Source organism: Nocardia rosealba (assembly GCF_020216065.1).
Taxonomy (GTDB): Bacteria; Actinomycetota; Actinomycetes; order Mycobacteriales; family Mycobacteriaceae; genus Nocardia; species Nocardia rosealba.
On sequence record NZ_JAIWNA010000003.1, the window covers coordinates 679,369 to 704,561 of the forward strand.

Here is a 25,193-nt window from a genome sequence, read left to right on the forward strand (position 1 = left end):
CACAGCACTCGCGCGATGTGAGGAGTGCCACCGGGCGTGCGGCCGGACGTGGCTCGCCGAGCGTTCCGGCGACGCCGTTGCATAGGATCGTCGGATGCGAAACGAGGGTGCGACGGGCCTGGCGACATTGCTCGCCCTGGCCGATTCGCGCCTGCCCATCGGCGGGCACGTGCACTCCGGCGGCGTCGAGGAGGCCGTGGCCTCGGGGCTGTTGCGCGACAACGCGAGCGTCGAGCTGTACCTGCGCCGCCGCATCGCGACCACCGGTCTGGTGACGGCCTCGCTGGCCGCCGCGGTCTGCGAGGGCGCGCTCACTCCCGGGCGTGCCGACCTCGAAACCGACGCGCGCACACCATCTCCCGCCGCGCGCGCCGCGTCCCGTGCCCAGGGGCGCGGTCTGCTGCGGCTCGCCAAACAACTCTGGCCCACCCCGGTCCACGCGGGCGACACCGACCACCCGAACTGGTCGGCGGTCGGCACACGCCCGCACCTGTCGACGGTGTTCGGCATGGTCGGACAGGCCTGCGGTGCGAATGCCGAGGAACTCGCGGGCGTCGTCGTCTACACCACGCTGACCGGTGCCGCGACCGCCGCCCAGCGCCTCCTCGCCCTCGACCCCGCCGCCATCGCGGCGAGCACGCTGCGCCTGGCACCCCTGTGCGACCGGGTCGCCGCCGAGGCCGCCACGGGGTTGGCCGCGCTGTCGGATCCGTTGCAGGACGCGCTCGCCGAACGTCACCTCCACCGCGATATGCCACTGTTCGCGTCCTGACCCCGAGATGAAGGAGTTCCCATGCCGCCGCACCTGATCGATGGTGAACCGCACGATCACAGCCACGACCGGCCCAAGCGCGATCGGGTTCCCGGTGAGGCGCTGCGCGTCGGGATCGGTGGCCCGGTCGGCTCGGGCAAGACCGCGCTGGTCGCGGCGCTGTGCAGGCAGCTGCGCGACGAGCTCTCGCTCGCGGTGCTGACCAACGACATCTACACCACCGAGGACGCCGACTTCCTGCGCCGCCACGCGGTGCTGCCCGACGAGCGGATCACCGCCGTGCAGACCGGCGGCTGCCCGCACACCGCCATCCGCGACGACATCACCGCCAACCTCGACGCCATCGACGACCTGGTCGCGGCCAACCCGCCGCTGGACCTGATCCTCGTCGAATCCGGTGGCGACAACCTCACCGCCACCTTCTCCTCCGGTCTCATCGACGTGCAGATCTTCGTCGTCGACGTGGCGGGCGGCGACAAGGTGCCGCGCAAGGGCGGCCCCGGTGTCACCTTCTCCGACCTGCTCGTGGTGAACAAGACCGACCTCGCCCCGCTGGTCGGCGCCGATCTCGGCGTGATGGAGCGCGATGCCGCCAAGGTGCGCGAGGGCAGGCCGACCGCCCTGATCTCGCTCACCGAGGACCCGGCCGCCACCCCCGTGCTCGCCTGGGTGCGCGAACAGTTGCGCGTGGTCGCCGAGCAGGACGCGGCCGCGGGCGTTGCGCACTGAACTGAGCATCGTCGCCGCGCCGGGCCTGCTGCCGCGCATCGACGCGGTCGGCGGCCTGGCCGGCCGCCACACCGGCGCCGATACCGTGCACCTGATCGGCACCGCCGCCACCCCGCTCGGCGGGGACGAACTCGACATCCGCATCGTGGTGCGGCCGGGTGCGCGGCTGGTCGTGCGCTCGGTGGCGGCGACGATCGCGTTGCCGAGTGCCGCGACCCCGATGTCGTCGGCGCGGTGGTACTTCGAGGTCGGGGCGGGCGGCGTCCTGGATTTCGATCCGGAACCGACCATCGTCGCGGGCGGCGCCCACCACCACATGGTGACCACCGTCGTTCTGGCCGCCGACGCGCAACTGCGATTGCGCGAACGCGTCCAGCTCGGTCGAAGCGGCGAGGACGGCGGCGGGTGGCGCGGTGATCTCGTGGCCGACGTGGGTGAGGTGCCGCTGCTGCGGCATCGTCTCGAATTGGGGGCGGGTGCGTCGGCCGACGATCGCCTCGACGCGCCGCGCGCGATCGACAGTGAACTGGTCTACCCCGACGCTCGGCCCGCGTGGACCGGCGGCCTGGACGCGGTCCGCCTGCCGCTGGCCGCGGGCGGTTCGCTGGCGACGCGCACCAGTGCCCGCCTGCGCACGCCGGTAGCTGTGGGATAACCGAAAGTGGTGGGAGCCGGACGTATCCGACTCCCACCACGTCTGCGGGTCAGGCTTGGACGAGCTCGGATTCCTCGGCGTCGACCGCGTCGGGGGTGACCCCGCGCGGCGGGGCGAGGAAGCCGTTCGCGGCCCCGACCGCCGCGCCGACCCCGGCGCCGACGACCGTCGCGGGCACCGACACCGCCATGTAGCCGGCCATCCCGCCCAGGATCGGTCCCGCGACGAGACCGACCGGCAGGAACACCACGCCCGCGACCAACCCGGCCACGGCACCCACCGTGCTCGCCATCATCGCGGCCGGGATCGCCACGGTGGAACCGACCGCCGCGCCCCGTGCCGCCGTACCGATGGTCGACTCGGCGATCCGGTCCGAGCGGCTGCGCTCGAGCCCGACCGAGTCGAGGAAAGTCGCCAGATTCGCCTCGGTGACCGCCGAGGCGTCGTTGATCTGGATCGACGTCTCGACCGGAACGAAGTCGGGCACCGGAACCTGCTGGTCACCGAAGCGGAACTGGCCCGGCGGCGGCAGGATCGGCGGAACCGGCGCCACCGCGGTCGGCAGATGCAGCGGGCCGACCGGAGACAGGTAATCGGTCTCCGGGCCCGTGCGTGCCCACGGCAGCGAGCTGCGCGTGTTCGCGGGTTTCGGCGCGGTCACGTAAGGGGCGGCATTGGGCGCGACCGCGTCGTACTCCGGTGCGATCGGCTGTTCGGGCTGCGTCACCGCCGCCTGCGCGGGATCGGCATTCGCGGTGCCCGTGCCGATCAGGGCCATGACCAGGGGTACTGCTCCCGCCGCGACGACCGAACCGACCTTCTGCCGCTGCGGGCTCGGCGCCCTGTGTTTCCCCGTCGCCATAGATCACCTTTCATCCGGGGGATTTGGTCACACATATGACCTCCGACATTCGGACCGGTGCCGTGGGCGGATGGGTCCGAAACGTCGGCAACCCGCAATATCGGTGTGCCGGAAGGTAACCGGAGACGACAAAAGCCGGGTGGTTCGACGGAACCACCCGGCTTTCGCGCAGACGTGCTACCCGGACTTGCGCTCGTCGACCTGTTTGCGCCCCGACGGCGGGGCGCCCAGGTGGGCGGCGAGTTCGTCGGCCTCGGAGACGTCGGAGTTGACTTCCTCGATCGCCAACCGGGCGAACACCCACTGCTCGGTCGCCGCCATCTGACCGCGGTTGCGGCCGAGGAAGGAGACGAACCAGCCGATCACGGTGACGATCCGGCTGCGGTAGCCGACCAGGTAGTACAGGTGCAGGGCCAGCCACGCGAGCCAGGCGAGGAACCCGCTGAACTCGAGCTTGCCGATCTGGCAGACCGCGTCGAAACGCGAGATCGTCGCCATCGAGCCCTTGTTGAAGTACTTGAACGGCTTGCGTTCGGCCGGGGTCTGCCCCTTCAGCCCGGCCTTGATGGCCTTGGCCGCGTAGGTGGAACCCTGGATCGCACCCTGGGCCTGCCCGGGCACACCGGGCACCGACATCAGGTCGCCGACCACGAAGACGTTCGGGTGACCCTTGACCGTGAGATCGGGCTCGACGATGACGCGACCGGCGCGGTCCACCTCGGTGCCGTCGGAACGTTCGGCGATCATCTTGCCCAGCGGGCTGGCCTGCACGCCCGCCGACCACACCTTGCACATCGCCTCGATGCGGCGGGTGCTGCCGTCCTTGTCCTTGACGACCACGCCGTGCGCGTCGACGTCGGTCACCATGGCGTTGAGCTGGATCTCCACGCCCATCTTCTCGAGCCGCTTGGCGGCCTTGGCACCCAGCTTCGGACCCATCGGGCCGAGTACCGCGCCCGCGCCCTCGAGCAGGATGACCCGCGCGTCGCGCGGGTCGATGGTGCGGAAGGTGCCGTCGAGGGTGCGGTCGGCGAGTTCGGCGATCTGCCCGGCCAGCTCCACACCCGTCGGGCCTGCGCCGACGACGATGAAGGTGAGCAGCCGGTCCCGTTCCTCCTGGGTTTCGGCCAGCTCGGCCTGCTCGAAGGCGCCGAGGATGCGGGCACGCAATTCCAGGGCGTCGTCGATGGTCTTCATGCCGGGCGCGTAGGTGGCGAAGTGGTCGTTACCGAAGTAGGACTGCTGCGCGCCGGTGGCGACGATGAGACTGTCGTAGGGGGTCACCGTGTCGCGGTTGAGCAAGCGCGAGGTGACCGTCTGGTTGTCCAGGTCGACGTCGACGACGTCGCCCATCAGCACCTGCGCGTTCTTCTGCTTGCGCAGCACGAGCCGGGTGGCCGGGGCGATCTCGCCGGTCGACAGGATGCCCGTGGCCACCTGATACAGCAGCGGCTGGAACAGGTGGGTCGACGTCTTGGAGATCAGCGTGACATCGACATCGGCCCTGCGCAGGTGCCGGGTACCGAACAACCCGCCGAACCCGGAACCGATCACCACCACGCGGTGCCGCTGGTTCCCGACAGACTGAGTGCTCATCGTCCTGACTCCTCGGCTGACTGGGGTGATTACAGAACCGACCTTACGGGACGTGACGCCTCAGCGACCCGCAAGCAGGAGCTGGGCCACCTTGGTGTCGGTCTCGGCGCCCTCGGTGTAGCCGCCGTCGGCGCCGAGTGCGTTCATGATCGCCAGGGTATAGCGCTCGCCCTCGCCCGCGACGCCGACCGAGTTCACCACCCAGCCGTCGGCCTCGGCCGACCAGCCGTTCTTCAGGCCGGGACGCATCGCCGCACCGGCGCCCCACACACCCCAGTGCTGGTTGGAGTCGACCGAGCGCATCCGGTCGAGCAGGTAGGCCAGATCGTCGGGGTGCATGGTGTCGAGGATGGTGTTCATCAGGCGGTCCAGGTCGGCGGCGGTGCACTTCTGGAACGACCAGTCCGGGAACAGCGCGGTGTTGGTCGGCTGCGGGATCAGGCTGACCATGCCGTAGGCGCGGAAGGCGTTGTTGTAGGCCATCCGGTCGAAGCCGATGTACTTGTGCCACAGCACATCCGTCGCCTGGTCGTTGGACGTGGCGAGCATCGCCTCGATATTGCCGCGGTCCTCCGGCGACAGCGCGATGGCGCCGACGCGGGCCCGGTTGAGCAGGTCGGCGGCGATGGCCAGCTTGATCGTCGAGGCGGTCCACACCTGGTTCTCGGCGTGTTCGTTGGCGTAGATGCCGCCGGTGACGCGGTCGCGCAGCACGTAGCCGACGACGCCGGGACGGCCGGCCAGGTAGCTGTTGACCTTCGCGATCCGCGCACTCATGTCGCAGTCGAATCCGGACAGGCACGCCTGGGTCAGGACCGGCGCGGCCTGCGCGGTAGCGGTGAGTACCGGGACGCCCGGGGTGAGGGCGGCCGCGGCGGCGAGGAGACAAGCTGTTGCTGCGACCCGGGAAACGACGCGGGTGGCGGGGGAACGGTCACGCACGAGGCACCACACTGGCACATCGGCGGCTCATACGCACCCTTCGCTGCCGAATCGTCACAAATCGGCCTTGTGGCACAGCGGGATTGCGATCAGTGATGCGCGGCGTGCGGGGTGGCGATGGGGCAGCCGTTGAGCCGGTGGCAGTGCTCGAACGCCTCGCCGTGACGATCGAGGGGCCACGAGTGCAGCACCTGATCGGGGCCGTAGCGCCGGGAATTGATGAGTTCCCAGCGGGCGCCCGCGCGGCGGACGACGAATCCGCCGTCGGGAACCAGGGCAATCACCTGCGCGATCATGAACCGAACCCGCCTTTCGTACCGCGGCCGAACCGTCCCACCCGAGCCAGCAGAGTCCCACGCCCCGGTTTCGTCCCGGCGCAGGCGTGGCCGGTAACGCGTTGCAGTGTGGTCTATTTCACTAGCTCTTGCCGGGGGTGCGGGCGGGGTCGCATGATTGCGGGTCGGTCGCTGGGCGTATAAACGACGGATGCCGTTGCACCTCCATCGCGCCGAACGCGCCGACGCGCTGGCCGACGGTCTCGGGCAGGTGCTCGCGGTTGCGCCCGGTGATCCTTTCGCCACCGAGGTGGTCGCCGTTCCCGCGAAAGGTGTCGAGCGCTGGCTGGCGCAACGGCTGTCCGGTGTGCTCGGCGTGGGCGGCGCGGGCGACGGGGTAGCCGCCAACATCTCCTTCCCCTCACCTGCCGCGCTGGTCGCCGACGTGCTGGCCGCCGCGAACGGGATCACCGCCGAGGACGACCCGTGGTCCGGGCAGCGGGTGGTGTGGTCGGTGCTGCGGGTGATCGACGAGGTGGCCGCCGAACCGTGGGCGGCGGTGCTGGCCCGCCACCTCGGGCTGCCCGGCGGCGATCACCGGCTCGGCAGGCGCTATTCGACCGCCGCCCACCTGGCCGCCCTGTTCGACTCCTACGCCGCCCAGCGCCCGCGTGTGCTGCTCGACTGGGTCGCGGGCCTCGACACCGACGGCGCGGGCGGCCCGGTGCCCGACGACCTGGCCTGGCAGCCGCGGCTGTGGCGTGCCTTGCGCACCGCCATCGGCTCTCCGAGCCCCGCCGAACGCCTCGCCGACGCCTGCGCCCGGCTGCGCACCGACCCTGCTTGCGTCGACCTGCCCGAGCGGCTGTCGCTGTTCGGCCTCACCCGTCTGCCCGCCGACCAGCTCGCCGTCTTCACCGCCCTCGCCACCCATCGCGATGTGCACCTGTGGCTGGCACATCCGAGTCCGGTGCTGTGGACGGCACTCGCCGATGCTGCCGGACGCGATGCGACCGGCAACGCCTCGTTTCCGCAGTCCGGTACGGCTTCGCCGAGCACGGCTGCGGCTGCGCGTGGTGTCGATGGTGCGGGTGACTCGGCGAGCGGTGGTCCACCGGTCGGGGGCGGCTCGGATCCGGTCGCTGATGGGGATGGGTCGGCGCAGGCGAATCCAGCTGGGGTTCGGCAGTTCTCGGCGTCGCCTCGGTCTGCCGATCGGACCGCGGATCGCGTTTCGCACCCCTTGCTCACCGGCCTCGGCCGCGATGTCCGTGAGCTGGAGCAGCGGCTGAACCCGTTGCTGGACAGCGATAGTCATCTCCCGGCCCGACTCGATTCGACGACCCTGCTCGGCCGGGTGCAGTGCGCGATCCGCGACGACCATGCCCCGGCGGTGGGGGCGGTGCCGGACGGCAGCATCGAGGTGCACGCCTGTCACGGTGCGGCCCGGCAGGTCGAGGTGCTGCGGGATCTGTTGCTGCGCACGTTCACCGCCGATCCGACGCTGGAACCACGCGACGTGCTCATCATGTGCCCCGACGTGGAGGCCTACGCCCCGCTGGTGCGGGCAGCCTTCGGGCAGCGTGGGTCGGGCGCGGGGGACCAGCCCGTAGCCGGGGAACATCCGGCCCATCAGTTGCGGGTGCGGTTGGCCGACCGGGGCCGGGCGGTGACCAACCCGATGCTCGCGGTGGTGATCGATCTGCTCGAACTGGCCGACGGGCGCGTCACCGTGACGCAGGTCCTCGACCTGGCCGCCGCCGAAAGCGTGCGCCGCCGTTGTGGTTTCGACGAGGACGACATCGAACGGCTGCGTGGCTGGGCGGCCGAGTCCGGTGCGCGCTGGGGTATCGGGCAGCGCCAGCGGGAGGCGTTCGGCCTGGCCGACTTCGCCCAGAACACTCTCAATGCCGCGGTGGACCGCATTCTGCTCGGCGTCACCGCCGACGAGTCCGGTGACGACTGGCTCGACCTTGCCCTGCCCCTCGACGATGTCGACTCCAACGATGTCGACCTGGCGGGCCGCTTCGCCGAGTTCGTCGACCGGGTCGCGGTCTGCCTGCGCGACCTGCGCGGCCCCCGTCCCGCCGCGCAATGGACGGCGGTGCTGCTGCGCGCGCTCGAGCTGCTCACCGATGTGCCGGACTCCTACTCCTGGATCCGGGCCGAAGCGCGCCGCGAGATCGTCGCCGCCACCGAGCACGCGGGTGACGCGCCGCTGCGGCTGGCCGATGTCGCGGTGCTGCTGACCTCCCGGCTCGCGGGTGCACCCGGGCGCGCCAACTTCCGCACCGGCGAACTCACGGTGTGCTCGCTGGTCCCCATGCGATCGGTGCCGCACCGGGTGGTGGTGCTGCTCGGCCTCGACGACGACATCTTCCCGCGTACCGGCAGCGTCGACGGCGACGACCTGCTGGCCCGCGACCCGCTGATCGGTGAACGCGACGCCCGCAGCGAGGACCGGCAACTGCTGCTCGACGCGATCATGGCCGCCACCGAACAGCTGCTTGTGCTGCACACCGGCGCCGACCCGGTCACCGGTGCACCCCGCCCGCCCGCCGTCCCGGTGGCCGAACTACTCGACGTGCTCGCCACCCACGTGGGCTCGGCCGCGATGTCCCACGTGCACATCCGGCATCCGCTCCAGGCCTTCGACCGGCGCAATTTCGCACCGGAGCGCCCACGCAGCTTCGACACCGTCGCGCTCGCGGGCGCCCGGGCTGCCGCGCGTCCGTCCCGCCCGCGCCCACCGCTGCTCGCCGAACCACTCCCGCCCGCCCCGCCCGCGGACGTGGCACTGGCCGAACTGATCGCGTTCGCCGAACACCCGGTGCGCGCGTTCCTGTGGCAGCGCCTCGGCCTGCGGGTCCCCGAGGAATCCGAGGACATCGCCGACCAGTTGCCCATCGAACTCGACGGCCTGGCCAAGTGGGATCTGGGGGAGCGGATGCTCACCGCCCGCCTCACCGGCGCCGACCCGGCGGGATTGCGTGCGGCCGAATGGCGACGGGGGACGTTGCCGCCCTTCGGTTTCGGCACCCGGGTGCTCGACGAGGTGGAGGGCACCGTCGACACCATCGTGCGCACCGCCCTGCCCGACTACGAGGCGAACCCGCGCGCCGTCGACATCGCCGTCGACCTCGGCAACGGCCGGACCCTGGCGGGTACCGTCCCCGAAGTTCGTGGCGAAACCCTCGTCCGCACCACGTACTCCCGTCTGGCCCCCAAACACCGTCTCGCGGCGTGGGTTTCGCTGCTCGCGTTGGCCGCCACCGAGGACCGCTCGTGGCGGGCGATCAGCACCGGGCGCGGTCAGTTCCGCAGTCGCCCGGTCGCCCGGTCGATCATCACCGCCCCGGAACCCCCTGCGGCCCTTGCGATCCTGCGCGACCTGGTCCGCCTGCGCGACGAGGGCCTGTGCGAACCCCTGCCCGTCGCCCCCACCGCCACCGCTGCCTACGCCGAACGCCGCTTCCGGGGTGACAGCGTCGCCGACGCCCTGCTCGCCGCCGAACACGCCTTCGACGGCGGCCCCAACGGTCCCGACAAATTCGGCGACCACACCGACCGCTACCTGCGCTACATCTGGGGCCGCGCACCACGCTTCGAGCAGCTGACCGCCGAACCCGCCCGCCCCGGCGAACCGGAGACCACCCGATTCGGCGCCGTCGCCCGCCGCTGGTGGGCCCCGCTGCTCGCCGCCGAGAGTCAGGGGCAACCGTGACGACATCGCCGTCCATATCGACGTCTCGGTCCTCCGTAGGGGCGGGGCGGTGACGGGCACGATGTCGGCGCCGCCGACCGAGGCATTCGATGCGGCGGGACCGCTGCCGCAGGGCACCACCGTGCTCGAGGCGAGCGCGGGGACCGGCAAAACCCATGCGATCGTCGGGCTGGCCGTGCGGTATGTGGCCGAGCAGGGGATCTCGATCACCGAACTGCTGCTGGTGACATTCAGTCGTGCCGCCACCCAGGAACTGCGCGAACGCACCAGGGACCGGTTCGTCACCGTTGCCACCGCACTCGCCGAACCCGCTGCGGCACAGGCACATCCGGACGAACTGGTGCGGGCCCTCGCCGCAGCCGACCCGGCGACGGTACAGCTGCGTCGCCGCCGGCTGCTCGCCGCTCTCGCCGATTTCGACGCGGGCACCATCGCCACCACACACTCGTTCTGCCAGCGCATGCTCGACGAACTCGGCTTGGCGGGCGAACACGACCCCGGCGCCCGGCTGGTCGAATCGGTCGACGACCTCGTCGCAACCGTCACCGACGACCTGTACCTGGCCCGCTACGCCCGCGACCGCGCCCCCTTCACCCTGCGTGACGCCCACATCCTCGCGCTGGCCGCCGTCCACGACCGGCACGCCGAACTCGCGCCACGTACCGAGGGCGCCGCCGGCGAACGGGTGGCGTTCGCGACCGCCGTGCGCGCCGAAACCGACCGCCGCAAACGCCGTGCGGGACTGCGTGACTTCGACGACCTGCTCGTGCTGCTGCACGACGTGCTCGCCGACCCGGTGCACGGTCGCGCGGCCTGTGCCCGTATCCGCGAGCGCTACCGGGTGGCGCTCGTCGACGAATTCCAGGACACCGACCCGTTGCAGTGGGACATCCTGCGCCGCGCCTTCCACGAACACGCCACCATGGTGCTGGTCGGCGACCCGAAACAGGCCATCTACGCCTTCCGTGGCGCGGAGGTACTCAGCTATCTCGACGCGGTGGCGCACGCGCGACAGCGCAGCGAACTCACCCGCAACTGGCGCAGCGATGCCGGACTGCTGCGCGCGATCGATCACCTCTGTGGCGGCGCGGAACTTGGTCATCCGGAGATCAGCGTGTACCCGGTCGCCGCGACCCGCGCCGACACCTGGTTGCACGGCGACCCGGAGGTCGTCACCCCGTTGCGGCTGCGGGTACTGCCGCGCACCGGTGCCGGGCCGCGGAACAAGTCGGGGTTCCCGTCGGTCGGCAGGCAGCGCGCGAAGGTGGCCGAGGATCTCGCCGCCGACATCGTCACGCTGCTCGAATCCGGTACCAGCATCGAGGCCAAACCCGAACGCGGCGCGGACTATTCGCTCACCGAGGTCGGCGACGGCCGGGTGCGCAGACCGATCGGTCCCGGCGACATCGCGGTGCTGGTGCGCACCCGCACTCAGATCGACGTGGTGCGCGCCGCCCTGGACCGGGTCGGTGTGGCCTCCGTCCTCGCCGGTGGCACAAGTGTTTTCGCGACGCGGGCCGCCACCGACTGGCTGTGGGTTCTGCGCGCACTCGAGCAACCTCATCGCGGTGACCGCGTGCGGTTGGCGGCCTGCACACCGATCCTCGGCGTCACGCTCGCCGAGATCGATGCCGGTGGTGCCGATCTCGTCGGGCGGATCTCCACACAGCTGCGTGAGGCGGCCCGCCTGTTCGCCCGCGCCGGATTCGCCGCCGTGTTCGACAAACTCGCGACCGAAACCGAACTCGCGCCCAGGCTGCTCGCCGTCGACAACGGCGAGCGTGAACTCACCGACCTGCGTCACCTGGCCGGTCTCCTCGACGAAGTCGCCCACACCGAAGGGCTCGGTCTGACCGCCCTCACCCGCTGGCTGGCCGACCGGGTCCGCGACCCGGAGGCGGGTTCGGTGAGCGGTCGCAGCCGCCGCCTCGACCGTGACGCCGCCGCCGTGCAGATCGCCACGGTGCACGCCAGCAAGGGACTCGAATTCCCCATCGTGTACCTGCCTTTCGCGTGGGACAGTGCCAAGAACCCCTACCCGGCGACCTTGTTGTTCCACGACGACAACGGCACCCGGGTGCTCGACATCGGCGGCAAGGACGCCCCCGGTTACAGCGAACGCCAATTGCGCTGCGAGGCCGAGGAATCCGGCGAGGAGCTGCGGCTGCTGTATGTGGCGGCGACCCGGGCGATGTGTCAGGTGGTCACCTGGTGGGCGCCCGCCGTCACCACGGGTGCCGCGCCACTGCACCGGATGATCCTCGGCCGTCGTCCCGGTGCGTCGCAGGTACCCAGGCGTGCCGAGATACCCGCCGACGCGGCTGCCCTGCAACGCCTTTCGGAATGGGCTGCCCCGGCCGCCGACGTGATCACGGTGACGGCGGTCGACCGCCCCGAGAACGTGGCGCCGCGCCGGGTACGCACCGAACTACCCACCGGTGAGTTGGCAGCCGCCGAGTTCGACCGGCCCCTCGACCAGCTGTGGCGGCGCACCTCCTACTCGGCCCTCACCGCGGGCGCGCACGACCTGGCCTCGGTCAACGACAGCGAACCCGAGGACGGGCCGGGTCCCGACGACGAACCGGACACCCCGCCGCTCGACGTGCCGACGGTGGTCGCGGCGGCGCCGTCGCTGATGAACGCCCTGCCCTACGGTGCCGAATTCGGCACCCTCGTGCACAGCGTGCTCGAAACGGTCGACACCTCCGTCACCGACCTCGCGGCCGAGGTGCGCGCGCGGTGTGCCGAAGCGGTCGAGCACACCATGGCCGAACTCGATGTCGACCTGCTGTCGGAGGCACTGTTCCAAGTCCTGTGCACGCCGGCCGATTTCGGCTCGCTGGCCCGCATCCCGACCAGGGACCGGCTCAACGAGCTCGAGTTCGAACTACCCCTCGGCGGCGGTGACGACCCGCGCGGCCGGGCCGCCACCCTGCGTGACATCGCCGCCCTGCTGCGCACCCACCTTCCACCGGACGACGACCTGTCAGGCTATGCCGATCACCTCGCAGCCCTACCCGAGACGGTGCTGCGCGGTTATTTGACCGGCAGTATCGACGCCGTGCTCCGGGTCCCCGGCGACGGTGAATTCCAGTACGTGATCGTCGACTACAAAACCAACCGGCTCGGCACCGGCGACCTCACTGTCGAGCACTACCGTCGCGAACACATGCTCGCGGAAATGATCCGCTCCCACTACCCGTTGCAGGCGTTGCTGTATGCCGTCGCGCTGCACCGCTATCTGCGCTGGCGCCTCCCGAACTACGACCCGACCCGCCACCTCGGCGGCGCCCGCTACCTGTTCGTCCGAGGCATGATCGGCGCCGACACCCCACCCGGCCACGGCGTCTTCGACTGGTACCCACCCGCCGAACTCGTTGTGGCACTGTCGGACCTGCTCGCCGGGGAGGGTCCTCGATGACGGGCGCAGCTGTTTCCGCCGGGTGCGTCCGGTCGACCGACGCCCAAGGATCCGCACCGACGGATCCGGACGCGCATCGGGGAGTGCACCCGCACCTTCGACCCGACACGGTCGTGCGGCCGGTCCTCGGCATGCGGGGACATTCCAGGACAGCGATGTCGGCGGATGACCGCACCCGCGACGAAGACCAGCGTCCCGCCTATGGGCGGCGGATCGGTGGGAGAGCGAGAAGGTGACATCGATTCAGGTGGCGCAGCGGGGGACCGGTCTGCTGCGGGTCTTCAACGAGTCAGGTGTGCTGTCGGCTGCCGACGTGCATGTGGCCGTGCGGTTGGGGCGGCTCGGGCGTGAGGACAGTGAGGACGTGTTGTTCGCGGCGGCGCTCGCCGTGCGTGCGGTGCGGTCGGGATCGGTGTGTCTCGAGCTGGCGCGGATGCGTGAGATCGGAGTCGATGCCGACGAAAGTCGTGACGGCGTAACCGGAATCGACCCCGCGACACTGCCGTGGCCGGAGACGGAGCGGGTGCTCGCGGCGCTGCGGGCCAGTCCACTCGTGCAGGGTGGTCAGGCCGGACCGTTGCGTCCGCTGCGGGTGGTCGAGGCCGATGCCGACGGTGGGGCGCTGCTCTACCTCGACCGCTACTACCAGCAGGAACAGACGCTGCGCCGGGCACTTGTCGAACGCAGCGCCGACCACCCCGTCGTCGACACCGCCCTCGTGCGTGCCGAACTCGACCGCCTCTTCGCCGACCCCCTCGGCGAAGGCCCCGACCGGCAACGCCTCGCCGCAGCCCTGGCCGCCACTCATTGGACCACCGTCGTCGCGGGTGGTCCCGGCACCGGCAAAACCCACACGATCGCCCGAATCCTGGCCCTGCTCACGGCCCACCGCAGGGCGACCCCCAAACTGCCCGCCCTGCGCATCGCCCTGGCCGCCCCCACCGGCAAAGCAGCGGCCCGCCTGCAGGAAGCCGTGCGCGACCAGGCCGCCGAACTCGGCCTCCCCGAGCTCACCGCGTCCACCCTGCACCGCCTGCTCGGCTGGCAACGGGGCCGCACCACCCGTTTCCGTCACCACGCCCACAACCGTCTGCCCTACGACGTGGTGGTCGTCGACGAAACCTCCATGGTCTCGCTCACGATGATGAGCCACCTGTTCTCGGCCCTGCGCCCCGACACCCGCCTCGTCCTCGTCGGCGACCCCGACCAGCTCGCCTCCGTCGACGCGGGCGCCGTCCTGGCCGACCTCGTCGCCGGACCGGTCGTCGGCGTCCCGAACCCGGCCCTGCGCGAACTCCTGATATCCGGCACCGGGTCAGCATCCGCTGCGGCTCGTGCGGGGGAAGAGACCGCCTCCGGCGATGACGCCGCCGTTGTGACCGATGCGGCAGCCGGAACCTCTGCCGCTGACGGCGAAGGAATGCCCGCGAATTCGCCTGCGCAGGAAGTCGATTCGCTCAGTGCGCTGGAGATGCGGCGTCTGCAGGGTGGCATCGTGCGACTGACCCGTGGGCGGCGCTTCGGTGGGCGGATCGCGGATCTGGCTGTCGCCGTGCGTGCCGGGGATGCCGATGCTGCATTGGCGATTCTGCGCGCCGGGGGAGACGACGTATCACTGTGTGGTCCTGACGATATCCGTGCGGTGCGCGTCGACGTGACCACCGCCGCGCTCGCAGTCACGGAGGCTGCGGAAGCCGGTGACGCGGTCGGTGCGCTCGGCGCGCTGGAATCACATCGTCTGCTCTGCGCGCATCGGCAGGGCCCGTTCGGTGTCGAGCGGTGGGATCGGATGGCGGCCGAATGGGCGGCTGCCGGTGGCGCGGGACCCGAAGGGCCGCAAGCGGTGTGGTATCCGGGTCAACCGCTGCTCGTCACCGCCAACGACCACGAGGCGCGCATCTACAACGGCGACACCGGTGTCATCATCCGCCGCCCCGACGGTTCCCTGCGGGCCGCCCTGCAACGCGGCAGTGAGCCCTACCTCGTGCATCCCACCCAATTCCCCTCGGTCGTCACGGTTTTCGCGATGACCATCCACCGCAGCCAGGGCAGCCAGTACGACACCGTCTCGGTGGTCCTGCCCGAACCCGAATCCACGCTCCTCACCCGGGAACTCCTCTACACCGCGATCACCCGCGCCCGCACCCACGTGCGCATCATCGGTACCGAGGACGCCATCCGCGCCGCCATCGCCCGCCGCGTCCTGCGCGCCAGCGGTCTCACCCGCACCACCCTCGCCACCTGACGTCGGATCGAGATCACCACGCTCCGGTGGCGGGATTTCGGGCTGAAACCCCGCCATCAGAGCGTGGTGATCGAGCGCCCAGGTCAGCGGGCGGAGCTGCGGGAGAGGTTCCAGGCCCACCAGGGGTCGTCGTCGAGGCCTCTGCGGATGTTCGGCTCGATCTCGGCCCGGAGCGGGTCGGGGAGCCCGCGCAGGGCCGGGAGGATATCGGGGGACAGGGTCGTGAGGTAGGCGGTGTCGAGCCGCCCGTTCTGTTCCCACCGGGCGATATTCCGTTCGGCGACAAGGTATTCCGGGTTGATCGCCGCGAGGGCGACGAGCGTGGCCAAGGCGGTGCCGACGGCGGCGCGCGGCACCCAGCTCCACCGCAGCCGTCCGATCGCGACCAGCATCAGCACGTACAGCAACCCGACCCACAGCTCACACATCGACACCAGCAGGCGCAGCACCGTGAACCCGTAGGCCTGCTGGTAGGTCCACATGCGGCCGAGCGCGGAAACGACGATGATCAGCGTCAGCAGGCTGACCACACCGAGCAGCACCCGCACCCACAGCCGGTCGGCGGCGGTGTCCTTGGCCGAGAAGTGCAGGACGGTGGCGATCACCGCCAGGGCGAGGATGCTCACCGCCGACAGCTGCCAGAACCCGCTGCGCGCGTATTCGGCGTAGGTGAGCCCGGCGGTGCGCTGCACGTAGTCGTCGCCGCCGAACAGGGCGACGAACTGGCCACCGAGGAACACCCCGAACAACACCGCGAGCACCGCCACCGGCAACGCCCACTCACTGCGCGTCCACAACCGCCTCGGCCGGACGGTCTCGCCGGCGGCGGGCAGCGGTCCGGCCAGCAGATACAGCGCACCCAACGCGCCCATGCCCAGCACGGCGAACAGCACCAGCCACTCCCATGCGGCAGCGGAGTCCACCTCGGGCACCAGCCCGCTCAACAGCGTCGCGAACGTCGCGTCGGCCCCACCGAGCAGCGGCACGAACACCACGAGCAGCACTGCCGTCGCGGCCACCGAAACCCCGTACCGCCGCACCCGCGACAACTCGGTCGTCCCGGCCTGCCGCACCCCCGAGAACGCCCACGGCACAGCGACGAACGACTCGATCGGCACCGCGATCATGTCGAACCACACACCCCGCGTACTCCGCCGCCCCAACACCGCGAACGACCCCGCCACACAGGCCCCGATCACACACCACGCGAACAACCACCCCGCCGCCCGAACAGCCCCGACCCCCAACAGAACCAGCGCCAACCCGACCCACCAACTACGCCCCCACCGCAACGCCACCCGCTGCACCACCCGCACGACCGATCCCCCGGACCGTCCGCCCCGTCCCGCACCAACGACACCCGCACCGGCCCCGGCAATCCCGCTGTCCCCACCAGCAGTCACAACCTCAGGAGCCGTCACCCCACTCGCACCGGATTCCGCACTCGCAATTGGGCCGGCGTCTGCGCTGTCACCCGGGCGCGTGCCCGCATTCGCACCGGTTCCCGCAGGAATCTCGGTGCTCGCGCGCGCGGCCGTGTTGGTGTCGGCCTCTGATTCCGCGGCTGCGCTCCTAGATGTATCCGAGCGTGCGCTGGGCGTCGCGGTGGCGGGCATCGAGGGCGCGATGGTCTTCGTCTGCTCGGTCCGCGAGCCGTCCACGACTCGGGTGCCGGTCGCATTCGGCGCCGTCGTCGAGTCCGCGGCCACCGGCTTCTCTCCGGGATTCGCTGAATCGCCCTTGGCGGCACCAGGAATTCGCTCCGACGTTCGCGTGGTACTTCTGCGCGCCCGCTGGTCGACGGCGCAGAGGGCGGCGGTGATGGCGGTGCCGGTGAGGAGCCAGCCGATGCCGGGGCGGTCGGTGGGGATCACCGTGGCGCCGACGACGCCGACGAGCGCTGCGGCCGGAAGGACGCCGGACGGGCGGGCGACGCGGCGCCAGCGCGGTGGGGTCGGGGGACGTGGTGGTGCTGCCGTGTGCCGGATTGGCGACATCGGTTCCACGGCGGCTGCCTGCCAGCCGGACGTCCAGGACGGGGGAGTGGAAGTGCCCGATGCCGACCGGTCGGCGGGAGACGTCGTCGGCTTGGTCAGGGGGCCAGGTGGTCCGTTGGGCGCGGCCCTATCGGGTGCGGGGGTCGAATCGGACTGGACAGGTTCGCGCGCCTGGGCGGTGGTGTCAGCGCCGGAATCGGCAGTTGCAGTGTCCGAATCACCGGACTGCGCGGTATCGGACGGCTGATTGCCCTTCTGCGCAACAGAATTCGCGGTCGAATCGCCGGAATCGGCGCCGTGGTGCGACGCTCCGAGCTCGCTCTGCTCCTTCGCGCCGGGTGGGGCGGCATCGGGTTTCGCCTCGGATCGGGCGGTGTCCGGCACGGCGAGGGCGTCGGGGCCTGCCTCTGGGCTCGGCTCGACTCGGGCCTCTGGTGCGGGAGAGTCTCGGCGTTCCGCACCTGACCCGGCAGAGTCCGCCGGATTCGGTGTGGCATCGGGAAGTTCGTTGTCCTCGCCGGACCGCTCTGTGGTCGATTTCGTCATGTTTCCCCTCGAAAATAGGTGTGCTCGTCCGCCCCCGGGACCAGTGGTCGGGGGTGGTGATGTGGGCGAGTCAGGAGGTGGGCAGGACTACCCGGATGCGCGAGCCGGGGTCGGCCACCGCGATCGTGCCGCCGTGCAGGTCGACGACCCAGCGGGCGATGGCGAGGCCGAGCCCGGTACCGCCGCCGTCGGTGCGTCCGCCCCGGGTGAAACGGTCGAAGACGGTGGCGCGGTCGGCTTCCGGGATGCCGGGGCCGTCGTCCTGGATCTCGAGGACCACCGTGTCGGCATCGGCGCGGGCGGTCACGCGCACCTCACCGCCTGCGGGCCCGTGCCGGGCGGCGTTGTCGAGGAGGTTGAACAGCACCTGGTGCAGCCGGGAGCGGTCACCGAGGACCACCGCGTCGGCCGGTTCGACCGTCGTGGTGAACCGCACCCCGCGACCCAGCGCGGCCGTCATCACCTCGGCCTCGGCAATGGCCTCTGTCAGAAGTGTTGTCAGCGGAAGGGTTTCGCGATCCAGGGGACTGGCCCCCGCTTCGATGCTCGACAGGTCGAGTAGTTCGGCGACGAGCAACCCGAGCCGTTCGGTCTGTGCCAGCGCGGTGCGCAGGGTGGCCGGGTCGGGGTCGCTCACCCCGTCGACGATGTTCTCGAGTACGGCGTGCAGCGCGGTGACCGGTGTGCGCAATTCGTGCGACACATTCGCGATGAGATCGCGGCGCTGCCGGTCGGCGGCGGCCAGATCGGCGGCCATCTGGTTGAACGCGGTCGCCAGCTGGCCCACTTCGTCCCGCGACGACGCCCGCACCCGGAAACTGTAGTCGCCCTGGGCCATTCGCCGGGCCGCCGCCGTCATCTCGCGCAGCGGCCGGGTGATGCCGTGCGCGAGGATCTGCGAGGTGACCAACGCGATGAACATGGCGGTCAGGGTGGTGAACGTCGGCAACCAGCCGATCCGGAACCAGAAGTAGGCGAACGCAACCGCACCCGAACAGACCATCAGCACAGCGAGTTTCAGCTTGATCGAGCGCAGTGGGTCGAGCGGGCGAGGCAACCGGTCGGCGATCCGGTCCAGTGCGGTCGGCACGCTCATCGCGCGTCCAAGGCGTAGCCGACACCGTGCACGGTGCGGATGAGGTCGGCACCGAGCTTGCGCCGCAACGCTTTCACGTGCGAATCCACCGCCCGGGTGCCCGCCGCGTCCGACCAGTCCCAGATGTCCTCGAGCAACCGCTCCCTGGCCAGCACCGCACGCGGCCGCTGCGCCAACCGGGTGAGCAGATCGAATTCCAGTGGGGTGAGCCGTGCTTCGGCCTCGCCCCGCCACACCCGGCGCTCGGCGAGATCGATCCGCAGATCACCGACGACGATGCTGCTGTCGCCGCGTTCGGTGGCCCGGTCCACCCGCCGCAGCAGCGCGTGCACCCGGGCGGCCAGCACCCGCATGGAGAACGGTTTGGTCAGATAGTCGTCGGCACCGACACCGAGCCCGATCAGCTGGTCGGTCTCGTCGGTGCGCGCGGTGAGCATCAGCACCGGCACCGAACGCTCGGCCTGAATCCGCCGGCACACCTCGAGACCGTCGAAGCCGGGCAGCATCACATCGAGCACCACCAGATCCGGTTCCCCCGCCGCCGCGGCGGCCACTGCCGCCGGACCGTCGTGCGCCAGGTCGACGGTGAATCCCTCGGCGCGCAAACGCGCCGCCACCGACTCGGCGATCGTCACCTCGTCGTCGACGACGAGGACCCGCCGCGCCGTACCCCCACTGAGTTCCATGCTGCGACCCTAGCGACCGGGTGTGGAGGGTTGCGTCGCCAAATGTGGAGATCGTGTGTGGAGTACCCTCGGCCGGGTGAACCCGCGTTTCCGCTGCACCCCGCCGCCCACCTCCTGAGCGAGGTGCCCCCGCGCGCCGCGCGGGTCGGCAGGCCCCCGCCGTCGGGTCGACGGCACAGCGGTTCCGCATGTCCGCACCTCGCTTCTCGCGACCACTCATTCCTTCTGTCGCAGGAGCTTTCATGTCTTCTCTTCTTGCCGGGCGAGCGTCCCGGCCCACCGCACTCCGCCGGGCAGGCATCACCGAACTCGTTCTCGCGGGCGTCCTGTGGGGGACCGGCGGACTGCTCGGCACCGTGGTCCAGCGCGGGACGGGACTGTCACCGGTGGCGGTCGCCACTGTGCGGCTGGCGGTCGGCGGCCTGCTGCTGCTCGGGCTGTGCGTGCTCACCCGGCGCGCGATACCGCGCGGTGGACCAGCCTGGCGTCGCATCGCCGCGATCGCCCTGCTCGCGCCGATTTTCCAGGGCTGCTATTTCGGTGCCGTGGCGCTGTCGTCGGTGAGCCTGGCGACGCTGCTCACCATCGGCATGGCCCCGGTGATCGTCGCCGGGCTCGAATACGTCACCGGCCGACAACGCCTCGATACAGGCCGCGCGGCAGGCATCGCCCTCGCACTCCTCGGCCTCGTCCTGCTCGTCGGAACTCCGGGTGCGGGCGGTTCCGGGGTGCTGTTCGGTGCGGCGCTCGCCGTCGCCGCGGCGTCGGCGTTCGCGCTGCTCACACTGGTCTCGGCGGCCGAGGTGCCGGGCCTGGACCCGGTGACTGCCACTGGAGTCGGATTCACCATCGGCGCGATTGTGCTCGCCGTCCCGGCCGTTCTCACCACACGAGCCGTCGATCTCGCCCCCGGCTCGGTGGTGACGATTCTCGCGCTCGGACTGTTCCCCACCGCGATCGCTTACACGCTGTACTTCCGCGGTCTCACCGGTGTCGGCGCTGGAACAGGTGCCCTGCTCGCCCTGCTCGAGCCACTCACCGGCACTCTGCTGGCGGTGCTGGTGCTCGCCGAACGCCTGTCGCCGATGGGCTGGCTCGGTGCGGCATTGCTGTCGGTCGCGCTCGTCGCGGCGAGCCGCCCGCAGCGTACTCAGGAATCCGGGAACAGACCGGGCAGTTCCATCGCGTAGGCGAGGTCGTCGCGGGTGCCGAGGGTGACCAGCAGGATGCGGATCATGGTCACCCTCGCCTCCGACACCAGGATCGGGTCAGGATCGCTGCCCGGCTCGGCATCGGCCGTGAGCCGGTACACCACGTATTCGCACACGTGCAGCGCCGCGTCCAGATCGAGCGGCGCGGGCACCGTACGGCCGAGCTCGCCGAACGTCTTGCGCACCAGATCGCGGATGTCGTCGAGCGCGCGTTCCCGATAGGCCGACACCGGCGAACCCGGATCGTGCAACTCGGCGAACAACGGCCGCAGCATCGCACCGTGCCCGCGCGCCCAGTCCACATAGGCGTCGATGAGCCGGATGCCCAGCTGCACCGGCTCGTCGGTCCCGGCCAGCGCCGCGCTGATCCCACCGACCAGCCCGTCGTTGCTCGCGTCGAGCACCGCGCGCAACGGTTCGGCGGCATTGCTGAAGTACCGGTAGAAGGTCGGGCGCGCCAGACCGGCCTGCTCGATGATCTGCGCGACACTCAACCCGCGCGAACCATTGCGCGCGAATACCGCCGCGGTCGCCTCGACGATCCGGGCGCGCACTTCCTCGGCCTGCTCCTGGGTCTGCGGTGGCCTACCGCGACGCACCGACGTCGCCTCCTCGGTCATCGCACCTCCACTCCGTCGGCGAACTCGCTGCCGAAAGCTTGACACGAACCCGGGCCCACGCATTAATCTAACACCAGTGTTCAGCAAATAGCCGAATATCCGCGCCTGCACCGCGCGACCACCTGGTGAGGAGAAGGGCCGACAATGACGACCGCCCCCGAATTGACCGCCGAACCGACCGCGCTGCCGAAAACGCTGGTCAAGCCTCTGTTCGACCGGGCCGTCGCCGGTGGCGCACCGTCGGTCGAGGTCTTCGCTCCCGCTACCGGCCACAAGATCGGTGACCTGCCCCAGTCCTCGATCGCCGATATCGACCGCGCGTTCGCCGTCGCCCGGCACGCGCAGCGCGACTGGGCCAAGGTGCCGGTCAAGCAGCGCGTCGAGATCGTCCGCCGCTTCCACGACATCGTGCTCGCCGAGCAGGAGACGGTGCTCGACATCGTGCAGACCGAGACGGGCAAGTCGCGCCCGCACGCCTTCGACGAGGTCGCCGACGTCGCGCTGAACTCGCGCTACTACGCCGCCGTCGCCCCCAAACTGCTGGCCGACCGCAAGCCGCGCGGTGTGCTCCCGGTGCTCACCGCCGTCGACGTGCACAACCGCCCCAAGGGCGTCGTCGCGGTCATCTCGCCGTGGAACTACCCCCTCGCGTTGTCGGCCTCCGACGCCCTGCCCGCCCTGATCGCGGGCAACGCGGTGATCGCGCGCCCCGACAACCAGACCGCGCTGTCGGCCCTGTGGGCCATCGACGCCGCCGAGCGCGCGGGTCTGCCGCGCGGGCTGTGGCAGGCGGTACTCGGGCGCGGGCGCGAGATCGGCGGCGACGTGATCGCGCGTGCCGACTACGTCGACTACACCGGTTCCAGCGCCACCGGCCGCACCATCGCCCAGCAGGCGGGTGAACGCCTGATCGGCTACTCGCTCGAGCTCGGCGGCAAGAACCCGCTGCTCGTCCTGGCCGACGCCGACGTGTCCAAGGCCGCGAAAGTGGCTGTGCGCGCGTGCTTCTCCTCGGCCGGTCAGCTGTGCGAGTCGATGGAACGCATCTACGTCGACGCCTCGGTCTACGACCAGTTCGTCGCCGAATTCGTCGGCAACGTCAAGAACATGTCGCTCGGCGGCGAACTCGACTACAGCCGCGACATGGGTTCGCTGACCTTCCAGCGTCAGCTCGACACCGTCACCGCCCACGTGGACGACGCGGTCGCCAAGGGCGCCAAGGTCCTCGCCGGCGGCCGCCCCCGCCCCGACCTCGGCCCCTACTTCTACGAGCCGACCGTGCTCGTGGACGTGGCCCCCGGCATGACGGTCTACCGCGAGGAGACCTTCGGCCCGGTCGTCTCGGTCTACAAGGTGAACTCCGACGAAGACGCCATCGAGGCGGCCAACGACACCGCCTACGGTCTCAACGCCAGCGTGTGGAGCCGCGACGTGGACCGGGCTCGCGAGGTCGCGGCGCGGATCAACGCCGGATCGGTGAACGTCAACGACGGTTTCGCCGCCGCATGGGGCAGCATCGACGCACCCTCGGGTGGTCTCGGGATCTCGGGACAGGGCCGTCGCCACGGCCCCGAGGGCCTGCTGAAGTACGTCGACACCCAGACCGTCGCGGTGCAGCGCGTGCTGCCGATCGGGCCGCTGCCCGGTATGTCCGAGCAGCTGTGGGCCAAAACGATGACGCTGGTTCTCGGTGCCATGAAGACGCTGCGCCAGAAGTAGCGCGCACGAACGAGCAGGGGTAGGTAGCACATGAAGATGGAATCGGTCGCGGGCAAGCGGGTGCTGGTCACCGGCGCCGCCATGGGTCTTGGCAAGCTGTTCGCCGAGCACGCGGTGCGTGAGGGTGCCGACGCGGTGGTGTTGTGGGACATCAACGAGATCGCCTTGCGCGAGACCGCCGCACAGCTGTCCGCGCAGGGCGGCAAGGTGCATCAGTACGTGGTCGACGTGTCGTCGCAGGACTCCATCCGCGAGAACGGCGAGGCCGTCCGCAAGGAGATCGGCGGCATCGACATCCTGGTCAACAACGCCGGGATCGTGCGCGGCAACACCTACTTCTGGGAAACCGAGAACCGCGCCGACATCGACAAGACCATGGCGATCAACTCGCTGGCCCCGATGTACGTCACCCTCGAGTTCCTGCCCGGCATGGTGGCCGGTGCCGGTCAGGCGCGCATCCTCAACATCGCGTCCTCGGCCGGTCTGGTCGCCAACCCGCGCATGGCGGTGTACGCGGCGTCGAAGTGGGCGGCGCTCGGCTGGTCGGATTCGGTGCGGCTCGAGCTCGAGCAGGCCGGACACGACCACGTGAAGGTGACAACGGTCTGTCCCACCTACATCAACACCGGCATGTTCGACGGCGCCAAGGGCATCCTGTTCACCCCCATGCTCGAGCAGAACGACGTCGTCGACACCTCGTGGCGGGAGATGAAGAACGGTGGCGCCCTGGTGGTGCTGCCGTGGACCTCGCGGATGAACCGCGCGCTCACCGGTCTGCTGCCGATCAAGATCCGCGATCTGTACCTCAACGCGGTCGGCGTGTACCACTCGATGGATCACTTCACCGGACGTAAGTAGCCATCGCGATGCCCCCGCCGACCCGATGGTCGGCGGGGGCATCGTTGTGTCTGCTCAGTCCCGGCGGGTGCCGATCACCACCGTGGCGTAGTACTCCTCGGAATGCTCGACCCGGGGCGCCAATCCGTGCTCGCGAAGCACGGCCAGCGCCGAATCCACCTGTCCCGTCCCGGTTTCCACGTATACCGAGCCGCCGGGTGCCAGCCAGTGCGCCGCCCCCTCGGCGACCCGCCGGAAAATCGCGAGACCGTCGTCGCCACCGTCCAGTGCGACGAGTGGCTCGTGCTCGCGCGCTTCGGGCGGCAGATCGGCGATGCGGGCGCTCGGTACGTACGGTGTATTCGCGAGGAGTACGTCGACGCGCCCGCGCAGCTCGGTGGGGAGCGCGTCGAAGAGGTCACCCTCGTACACGGGTGCGTCCAGCGGAGCGAGATTCTCGCGCGCACACGCCACCGCCACCGGATCGATATCCGCGGCGATCAACTCGACCGAACATCCACGCCCGGTCAGTTCCGTGGCAGCCGTGAGCCCGAGTGCCCCACAACCGCAACACAGATCGACGACACGAACCGACTCCGCCGCCACATCCCGCAGCGCCTGCTCGACCAGGAACGCAGTCCGCTGACGCGGCACGAACACCCCCGCCCGCACCCCGACCCGCATCCCACGAAACTCCACCCACCCCAACAGATATTCGAGCGGCACCCCCGAAACCCGCTGCGCCACCAGCCCGTCGAGCCGCGCTGAATCAGCACCCGCCGCCTCGATCAGCAACGCGCCCTCCTCTTCGGCGAACACACACCCCGCCCGCCGCAAAGCAGCAACCACATCAACAGACCCGGTAATACCCATCCGCCGATTGTGCCCGCCCCAACAACCAGCTGCGAATCCCCAATCCGCCATGTCAGCATTCCCGGTCACACGGCACTGCTCGAGTGCGCCACCTACCGCACTCCCAGGACACGGCGCCACTCGAGTCCGCCACCTACCGCACACCCAGCTACACGGCACTACTCGAGTCCGCCACCTACCGCACACCCAGCTACACGGCACTACTCGAGTCCGCCACCTACCGCACACCCAGCTACACGGCACTACTCGAGTCCGCCATGACCGCATTCCCAGCCCCGCCCGACCCGACCTCGAGGAGGGTCCGCCGCGAAGCGGCGCAGCGGCCCGGCCGCGCGAACAGCGCTCGAAGCGCATGCGCGAAGCGCGAGTCTCGAGCGCGGTTCGCGC

General features: G+C 70.5%; 18 protein-coding genes. 9 read left to right on the forward strand and 9 right to left on the reverse strand.

The window, feature by feature from the left end; translation table 11 throughout:
• The first annotated feature begins 94 nt into the window (after positions 1-94).
• Genes LDL21_RS16685 through LDL21_RS16695 form a run of 3 tightly spaced genes read left to right on the forward strand, consistent with a single transcriptional unit; the run spans position 95 to position 2,156 of the window.
• On the forward strand, positions 95-772 hold the full coding sequence (locus LDL21_RS16685) for an urease accessory protein UreF (protein ID WP_225280787.1): 678 nt from the start codon (positions 95-97) through the stop codon (positions 770-772).
• 21 nt (positions 773-793) lie between these two features.
• A complete protein-coding gene (ureG, locus tag LDL21_RS16690; protein ID WP_181698138.1) occupies positions 794-1,501 on the forward strand; it encodes an urease accessory protein UreG in 708 nt (235 codons plus the stop codon).
• A complete protein-coding gene (locus LDL21_RS16695) occupies positions 1,491-2,156 on the forward strand; it encodes an urease accessory protein UreD (RefSeq protein WP_225280788.1) in 666 nt (221 codons plus the stop codon). The genes ureG and LDL21_RS16695 overlap by 11 nt, the downstream gene beginning before the upstream one ends.
• Positions 2,157-2,205: 49 nt before the next feature.
• Here the strand turns inward: LDL21_RS16695 and LDL21_RS16700 are convergent, their stop codons facing one another.
• From LDL21_RS16700 to LDL21_RS16715, 4 genes are all read right to left on the reverse strand, one after another.
• The gene (locus LDL21_RS16700) at positions 2,206-3,018 is read right to left on the reverse strand and encodes a hypothetical protein (protein WP_225280789.1); all 813 of its coding nucleotides are present in this window, start codon (positions 3,016-3,018) and stop codon (positions 2,206-2,208) included.
• 177 nt (positions 3,019-3,195) lie between these two features.
• Entirely contained in the window at positions 3,196-4,614 is a 1,419-nt protein-coding gene (locus LDL21_RS16705; protein WP_181698140.1) for an NAD(P)/FAD-dependent oxidoreductase, read from the reverse strand.
• 60 nt (positions 4,615-4,674) lie between these two features.
• A complete protein-coding gene (locus LDL21_RS16710) occupies positions 4,675-5,568 on the reverse strand; it encodes a serine hydrolase (RefSeq protein WP_370465772.1) in 894 nt (297 codons plus the stop codon).
• Between the two features lie 77 nt (positions 5,569-5,645).
• Positions 5,646-5,852: a hypothetical protein gene (locus LDL21_RS16715; protein WP_181698142.1), complete on the reverse strand. Its 207-nt coding sequence runs from the start codon at positions 5,850-5,852 to the stop codon at positions 5,646-5,648.
• A 190-nt stretch (positions 5,853-6,042) separates the two neighbouring features.
• Between LDL21_RS16715 and recC the strand changes: the two genes are divergently transcribed.
• The 3 genes from recC to recD all read left to right on the forward strand — a co-directional run bounded on the left by recC (position 6,043) and on the right by recD (position 15,221).
• A complete protein-coding gene (gene recC / locus LDL21_RS16720) occupies positions 6,043-9,555 on the forward strand; it encodes an exodeoxyribonuclease V subunit gamma (RefSeq protein ID WP_225280791.1) in 3,513 nt (1,170 codons plus the stop codon).
• A 61-nt stretch (positions 9,556-9,616) separates the two neighbouring features.
• Entirely contained in the window at positions 9,617-12,976 is a 3,360-nt protein-coding gene (locus LDL21_RS16725) for a UvrD-helicase domain-containing protein (protein WP_225280854.1), read from the forward strand.
• A gap of 232 nt (positions 12,977-13,208) precedes the next feature.
• Positions 13,209-15,221 (forward strand): exodeoxyribonuclease V subunit alpha, encoded by a 2,013-nt coding sequence (gene recD, locus LDL21_RS16730; protein WP_225280792.1) that lies wholly within the window; start codon positions 13,209-13,211, stop codon positions 15,219-15,221.
• 83 nt (positions 15,222-15,304) lie between these two features.
• On the opposite strand, the gene LDL21_RS30070 is transcribed toward recD, so the two are convergent.
• From LDL21_RS30070 to LDL21_RS16745, 3 genes are all read right to left on the reverse strand, one after another.
• Positions 15,305-17,764, reverse strand: coding sequence for a DUF4153 domain-containing protein (locus LDL21_RS30070; protein ID WP_308017138.1), 2,460 nt, complete (start codon positions 17,762-17,764; stop codon positions 15,305-15,307).
• A gap of 70 nt (positions 17,765-17,834) precedes the next feature.
• On the reverse strand, positions 17,835-18,842 hold the full coding sequence (locus tag LDL21_RS16740) for a HAMP domain-containing sensor histidine kinase (RefSeq protein ID WP_225280856.1): 1,008 nt from the start codon (positions 18,840-18,842) through the stop codon (positions 17,835-17,837).
• A gap of 14 nt (positions 18,843-18,856) precedes the next feature.
• Complete coding sequence (locus tag LDL21_RS16745; protein ID WP_181699156.1) at positions 18,857-19,546, reverse strand: response regulator; 690 nt, start codon at positions 19,544-19,546, stop codon at positions 18,857-18,859.
• Positions 19,547-19,788: 242 nt separating this feature from the next.
• Between LDL21_RS16745 and LDL21_RS16750 the strand changes: the two genes are divergently transcribed.
• Positions 19,789-20,736: a DMT family transporter gene (locus LDL21_RS16750; RefSeq protein WP_225280794.1), complete on the forward strand. Its 948-nt coding sequence runs from the start codon at positions 19,789-19,791 to the stop codon at positions 20,734-20,736.
• Here LDL21_RS16750 and LDL21_RS16755 read toward each other — a convergent pair.
• Entirely contained in the window at positions 20,697-21,377 is a 681-nt protein-coding gene (locus LDL21_RS16755; protein ID WP_067491967.1) for a TetR/AcrR family transcriptional regulator, read from the reverse strand. The two genes, LDL21_RS16750 and LDL21_RS16755, sit on opposite strands and share 40 nt — an antisense overlap.
• A 144-nt stretch (positions 21,378-21,521) precedes the next feature.
• Here LDL21_RS16755 and LDL21_RS16760 point away from each other — a divergent pair, with 144 nt between their 5' ends.
• Positions 21,522-23,096, forward strand: a complete 1,575-nt coding sequence (locus LDL21_RS16760; protein WP_225280795.1) for a succinic semialdehyde dehydrogenase — start codon at positions 21,522-21,524, stop codon at positions 23,094-23,096.
• 30 nt (positions 23,097-23,126) lie between these two features.
• Positions 23,127-23,954, forward strand: coding sequence for an SDR family NAD(P)-dependent oxidoreductase (locus LDL21_RS16765; protein WP_181699150.1), 828 nt, complete (start codon positions 23,127-23,129; stop codon positions 23,952-23,954).
• 54 nt (positions 23,955-24,008) lie between these two features.
• Here LDL21_RS16765 and LDL21_RS16770 read toward each other — a convergent pair whose 3' ends face one another.
• Positions 24,009-24,806 (reverse strand): putative protein N(5)-glutamine methyltransferase, encoded by a 798-nt coding sequence (locus LDL21_RS16770; protein ID WP_225280797.1) that lies wholly within the window; start codon positions 24,804-24,806, stop codon positions 24,009-24,011.
• Positions 24,807-25,193 lie beyond the last annotated feature (387 nt).

Coding starts and splice junctions, on each gene's coding strand:
- LDL21_RS16685 (WP_225280787.1), top strand. CDS start 95: ATGCGAAACGAGGGTGCGACGGGCCTGGCGACATTGCTCGCCCTGGCC.
- LDL21_RS16745 (WP_181699156.1), bottom strand. CDS start 19,546: ATGGAACTCAGTGGGGGTACGGCGCGGCGGGTCCTCGTCGTCGACGAC.
- LDL21_RS16765 (WP_181699150.1), top strand. CDS start 23,127: ATGAAGATGGAATCGGTCGCGGGCAAGCGGGTGCTGGTCACCGGCGCC.
- LDL21_RS16770 (WP_225280797.1), bottom strand. CDS start 24,806: ATGGGTATTACCGGGTCTGTTGATGTGGTTGCTGCTTTGCGGCGGGCG.
- LDL21_RS16705 (WP_181698140.1), bottom strand. CDS start 4,614: ATGAGCACTCAGTCTGTCGGGAACCAGCGGCACCGCGTGGTGGTGATC.
- LDL21_RS16715 (WP_181698142.1), bottom strand. CDS start 5,852: ATGATCGCGCAGGTGATTGCCCTGGTTCCCGACGGCGGATTCGTCGTC.
- LDL21_RS16755 (WP_067491967.1), bottom strand. CDS start 21,377: ATGACCGAGGAGGCGACGTCGGTGCGTCGCGGTAGGCCACCGCAGACC.
- LDL21_RS16725 (WP_225280854.1), top strand. CDS start 9,617: ATGTCGGCGCCGCCGACCGAGGCATTCGATGCGGCGGGACCGCTGCCG.
- LDL21_RS16750 (WP_225280794.1), top strand. CDS start 19,789: ATGTCTTCTCTTCTTGCCGGGCGAGCGTCCCGGCCCACCGCACTCCGC.
- LDL21_RS16760 (WP_225280795.1), top strand. CDS start 21,522: ATGACGACCGCCCCCGAATTGACCGCCGAACCGACCGCGCTGCCGAAA.
- LDL21_RS16700 (WP_225280789.1), bottom strand. CDS start 3,018: ATGGCGACGGGGAAACACAGGGCGCCGAGCCCGCAGCGGCAGAAGGTC.
- ureG (WP_181698138.1), top strand. CDS start 794: ATGCCGCCGCACCTGATCGATGGTGAACCGCACGATCACAGCCACGAC.
- LDL21_RS30070 (WP_308017138.1), bottom strand. CDS start 17,764: ATGACGAAATCGACCACAGAGCGGTCCGGCGAGGACAACGAACTTCCC.
- recC (WP_225280791.1), top strand. CDS start 6,043: ATGCCGTTGCACCTCCATCGCGCCGAACGCGCCGACGCGCTGGCCGAC.